The 5,039-nt window shown below is 36.4% G+C and carries 4 protein-coding genes; all 4 read left to right on the forward strand.

Annotated features, from left to right (window positions below; genetic code table 11):
* The first annotated feature begins 26 nt into the window (after nt 1-26).
* The 4 genes from B7992_RS15920 (at nt 27) to B7992_RS15935 (ending at nt 5,003) form a co-directional block, all read left to right on the forward strand.
* The gene (locus B7992_RS15920) at nt 27-788 is read left to right on the forward strand and encodes a site-specific integrase (protein ID WP_088666780.1); all 762 of its coding nucleotides are present in this window, start codon (nt 27-29) and stop codon (nt 786-788) included.
* Between the two features lie 75 nt (nt 789-863).
* Entirely contained in the window at nt 864-2,273 is a 1,410-nt protein-coding gene (locus B7992_RS15925; RefSeq protein ID WP_088666781.1) for a sulfatase-like hydrolase/transferase, read from the forward strand.
* Nucleotides 2,266-4,425 (forward strand): hypothetical protein, encoded by a 2,160-nt coding sequence (locus B7992_RS15930; RefSeq protein ID WP_088666782.1) that lies wholly within the window; start codon nt 2,266-2,268, stop codon nt 4,423-4,425. Before B7992_RS15925 ends, B7992_RS15930 begins: the two co-directional genes overlap by 8 nt.
* A complete protein-coding gene (locus B7992_RS15935; RefSeq protein ID WP_088666783.1) occupies nt 4,416-5,003 on the forward strand; it encodes a glycerophosphodiester phosphodiesterase family protein in 588 nt (195 codons plus the stop codon). The genes B7992_RS15930 and B7992_RS15935 overlap by 10 nt, the downstream gene beginning before the upstream one ends.
* The last annotated feature ends 36 nt before the right edge of the window (nt 5,004-5,039 follow it).

Here is a 5,039-nt window from a genome sequence, read left to right on the forward strand (position 1 = left end):
GAGAATCATCTAGCAAGGCTGCCTAAATGCTTCCACACATGTTGATGATGCCTCATTTTTCTCCTGAACTTGATTGCTCTGCAATTGATGAAAGATTGATTCGCGATTTTAAGGCCCATATGCAGGAGTTGGGAAATAAACCCGCAACCGTGACGAAGGCTTTGTCTGTCTTTAGAATTTTCGTGAACCGGTTACGTAGAGAGGGTGTAATAGAAAATGATCCGTTCAAGGGGGTGAGGATTGGACGGGTTTATACAAGGCGCGGTTTCCTGACTGTGCGAGAATTGAAAATGCTCTATTTGTATTTTACTGATCGACAGTCGGTGTTGACAACGGAGGAGAGCGAATGTGTCAAAGTTTTTCTTTTCAGTTGCTTTACGGGGCTTCGTTACAGTGATCTGCAATCTTTGACTTGTAACGAAATCTATGACTGGAAAATTCGCAAGCAGACCCATAAGACGGGGGAGGCTGTGTATATTCCAATTCCTGTTCAGGCAAGGCTGCTTCTTCCTAATAAATTAGTCGGTAACAATCCTGTTTTCCATGTAGTTGAAAATTCAACGTTCAACAAGCGTTTACGACGTGCCGCTAAGAAACTAGGCTTTACTAAGTATATTCACTGTCATTTGGCGAGGCACACATTTGCCACGACTTGCATTTCTCTTGGAATTCCTCTCCCTGCCACGAGTAAGTTGCTTGGCCACCGGAATCTGGATACCACGCTGATTTATGCCAAATATGTGGATGCATTTTTGGATAAGGAAATGAGAAAATTTAATAGACTGTGATATATTGCAAACTTGAGGTGCATTTAACTCCATGAAATTTCATGGAGTTATTTTCTTACTATTATTATTGTAATTATGGCTTTTAAATCAATTTTATCCTCGCTTCTTATAACTGCAATTTGCGCTGCAATTTTGCCCTATCTTGCTTGTGAATATTTTGATTCACCTCTTGTGTTGGGCTTTGTATCTTGGGATATTCTTTTCCTTCTTGTGCTATTGTGTTTACCGTCCAAGAAATATGCATGGAAATTAGCGTTTTTGCCTGTTGTCGCAGTTTATGCGGTAAAAGCGTGTACTCCCGCCGATTTTACAACTGCAGGCATTTATTCTGTGTTGATTTTAAGTTCTTTGCCTCCTTTTGCACAAAACCGGTATGTAAAAACATTTGAATTTCTTGCAGTTGGTTTGTTCTCCTTTATTGGTGTATGTAGTGTTTTCTTTTATTCAACTTATACATTGTTTGTTTCTGATATTTGGTCCTTGTCCACATTCTATTGGTGGGGGCCTATTGTATTTGTGTTTGTCCCTTGCTTTGCGATGCTTCTACAATTTGTTTTTGCGCGAAAGATTCTTCTGCCGAAGAATGTTTGCGAGATATCTCCAGTTAAGGGTATGGCTATTTTACTATTAGCTTTGGGGCTTCATTTGGGTGTTGGTAATATCCAATCTCGACAGCCTATATTGTCGTTTCCTATAAGAAATTTTGTGTGGCAGTGTTTGTCTGGTGCGGTCGTTAGCCAAAATATTTATTTGCAAGAAAGCACTCAGGAAAAGTTTGATATTTGGGATTCGACAAAGTCAATGGAACTTGATAAGCCGACGGTAATGATTTTAGTTGAAAGTTGGGGTGTGAATAAAGATGATGGTTATACGCAGTTGTTATTGTCTCCCTATGACTCCGCAAAAGTATCATTCTCAGGTTTGTTAAAACGAAATGAGGCTCACACGCAGGGGGCCGAATTTGAGGACTTTGAACTATTGAAGGATCTTCGATCAACAGGCTTGCAGACCTGGTATGTTCATGGCTACAATGGAGACTTTTACGAACGGAAGAAAAATTATTCAAAATATGGATTCGATTCCCTTCTATTCAAACCGGATTTTGAAGCAAAAAAGTTGACTTCCTGCAACTACGGCTTCAAGGGAATTTGCGATTCATCTATTGTTGACTTTATTGATGGCTTGCTGAATGATTCAATTCCAAAGTTTGTCTATTGGACAACCTTGGATGCTCATCCACCCTATGAAGGTGATGAAAATATTCCTCTAGCGAAAGAATGTGAATACTTAGGTCAGGATTTGTCGGATTGCTTTTATACAACTCGTCAGTTGAATACAGCTCGTAGAATTGCATGGCTTGCACAGAAACATCCTGAGTATCGTTTTGTGATTCGCGGAGATCATCGCCCGGGTGGTATGGTAAAAAAATATTTTTCCTCATCTTTTTACCACAGATGGGTTCCAATGGTGGTTGTAAATGAATAGTTATAAAACGGCGTTAGTCGAAATATTAAAGAATAAGTACCTGCCCTTTATTTTGGGAATACCTCTGTTTTTCTGCCTTCATCATTATGACGGAATAATTGGAGATGCTAGATTGTATCTTCTTCAAACAGTATATAATATACATCCGGAAAGATTTTTGAATGATCCTCCCTTTATGTATGGGAACCAAGATTCATATGGGATTTTCACGTCAATATATCTTGTTTTTTTAAAACTATTTTCGGTTGATTTAGGATCTGAAATATTTTGTTTCATTACTCAGTTTACGTGGATTGTTGCCGCCATATATATGGTACGTAAATTCACGCAATACTCCTATTGCCGAATTTGGTATATACCGTTTTTATTTGCGTTTATCGGTTTCTTTGGTTACAATATGCCGAACGCAAATGTTTCCTTTTTTAGATATGTGGAAAATTTTGTTTGTTCTAGATCACTTTCCTTTGGTTTTGCTTTATTTGGCCTTGGATTTTTATTTGGGAATAGAAAAAAAATAAGTTTAAGTTTGTTTTTAGTGGGATCACTAATCCATCCATTGACTGCAGGCTGGTGTTTGCCTCTATGGCTTTTTCATTATTATCCGAAAACAATCTATCCAATTGCTATTACATCTCTATTACTTCCTTTGACCTATCTATTGCACAAAGGCGGCTTTGATATTTATCCTCAGGATTGGGGAGAATGTACCCAAAAGCATGACGTCACATACGAAATGCTCGCTCGGGAAATTATGGGAATCCTTTATTTAGGCATTGTTGTTCCCAAATGTACCGGTAATGCAAATGTCCGCAAATTAGCGAAGTGTTTTTTTTGGGTGTGTCTAATTGGCTTGTATTGGTCTGCTACGGGAGGCGTTGGCAAGCACATTCTTCTATATCAAGTTCAAACCTGGCGTGTAGAATGGTTGGTTTTTATTTCGTCGGTTTTGTTTTTTTTAACAATTGTATTTCAAAATCGCTTTTTCTTATTCTCTCGAAAAGAATTTACAAATTACGATTTTGCGTTTGTTATATGTAGTTTCGCTATGTTCATGCCCAACTATTTGTGGATGATCATGTTGCCCGCTCTATTATTGTTTCTTAAGAGTAAGAAAGTATTGTCTTTAAAAACATTGCTGATTCTTTTATGCATTGTTTCTGGAATACTTTATATAATTCAGTCATATACAGTTATGCTTATGCAGGATTTGATCCCTGCTATTCCTATTGATATTCAGAGTGTGTTTAAATTTTCATCGAGTATTTTTTTATTGCATTTCGTTTTGCTATTAATGCTTTGTTACCAGATAAATTTTTTATTTGATTTGAAAACAAAAGTTTTTTTATTTGTTCTTGTTCTAGCTTATTGCGCTGTTCCTCAATTTTTACTGATTCCGATTTTTGTGGTTATTTTTGTTGCAACGAAACATTATTCGTTAAAAAAGTTGTATTTGAAACTGACGACTTTTGTTGTTCTATTGGATTGTCTAATGAATTTCGATTATCGTGAGTCCAATATTTTTGTGGGTTTTCCGAAGCAAACCTTGTATTTTTGGTTTCTCACGCTTTTATTCTGTGCAGCATTGTTTGTTATTCTTTTGCTAAAAAGGAAAAAAAAATCGAAAATCTACGCTGGTTTCCCAATGCTTTTTTATGCGGCATTCCTTCTTTTTTTCGCAATGGACGGATATGAACATAGAGAGAAGGATTTAATTCAAGCAGAAAAGAATATTGATGTATTTTGGAAAGAAACAATTTTCCCTCAAGTGGAAAATCGAGGTAAAATTTTTTACGCAGTGTCTGGTAAGTTTTCTTATTTGCCGAGAGTTCAGTTTTTGACTGGTGCTTATTTTTGCGAAACAACGCATATAGGGGAGCCTCTTTTTGAGAATCAGTTTAGAGAGGCTTTAAAACGAGACAATTTTATTTTTTATAAGGCAAATTTAGATTCTATTGCTCAAAAGGGAACATATCACAAATTTATGGATCAAGCCACAGCTGATGTAGATTTTCTTGTTGACCATGTTAATTTTTTATGCGACAAAAAGGAAATCTCTCATCTAGTATCAAGTTTAGATTTGACTGAATTTAAGTCTGTAGATTCTTATTTAATGCCTGATGGACAGGAAATTAAATTGTACGAATGTCGATAATTAAATATTTTGTAAAAATACATATTCTTTTATTCGGAGTAGTTTTTTTTATAGCCATTGCCAAACATCTTTTGGGTGGATCAATTACGGAGCAGTCTTATATTGCTCATGGTGGAGGCAATGTAGGTTCTTCAGTAATGAGTGAAAGTTTGGAGGCTCTAAATCATAGTGCTAAAAGAGGCTTCAAGTATTTAGAATTAGACTTGCTTTTGACCAAGGACAGTTTGGTTGTTGCGTTTCACGACTGGATTGCTTGGCATCTACGGGTTAGAAAAGATGGCAAGGGAAATGCTGTTTTCGCAAAAGAGTTCAAATCATTTCCAATAGATTCTCTTTACACGCCAATGAGTGGTGATAAAATAGATTCGTTCTTTATCGCTAATCCAGACATTTATTTTGTCACAGACAAGATTTCTTCAAAAAATATACTTGACGATTTCTTGTCTACATCTGTGAGAAAAAGAACTTATGTGGAATGTTTCTCGTATGAAGATTATGAGACGATAAAGATGAGTGGTGAATATAGCCCGATGATAAGTAGTTTTATGCCATTTAATGAGGCGATTTCTAATCGCTAACGCATAATGTTGAACTTTTTCAAAAGATACTCATTT

It is taken from the genome of Fibrobacter sp. UWH1 (genome assembly GCF_002210365.1).
Classification (GTDB): Bacteria; Fibrobacterota; Fibrobacteria; order Fibrobacterales; family Fibrobacteraceae; genus Fibrobacter.

Coding starts and splice junctions, on each gene's coding strand:
- B7992_RS15925 (WP_088666781.1), top strand. CDS start 864: ATGGCTTTTAAATCAATTTTATCCTCGCTTCTTATAACTGCAATTTGC.
- B7992_RS15920 (WP_088666780.1), top strand. CDS start 27: ATGCTTCCACACATGTTGATGATGCCTCATTTTTCTCCTGAACTTGAT.
- B7992_RS15930 (WP_088666782.1), top strand. CDS start 2,266: ATGAATAGTTATAAAACGGCGTTAGTCGAAATATTAAAGAATAAGTAC.
- B7992_RS15935 (WP_088666783.1), top strand. CDS start 4,416: ATGTCGATAATTAAATATTTTGTAAAAATACATATTCTTTTATTCGGA.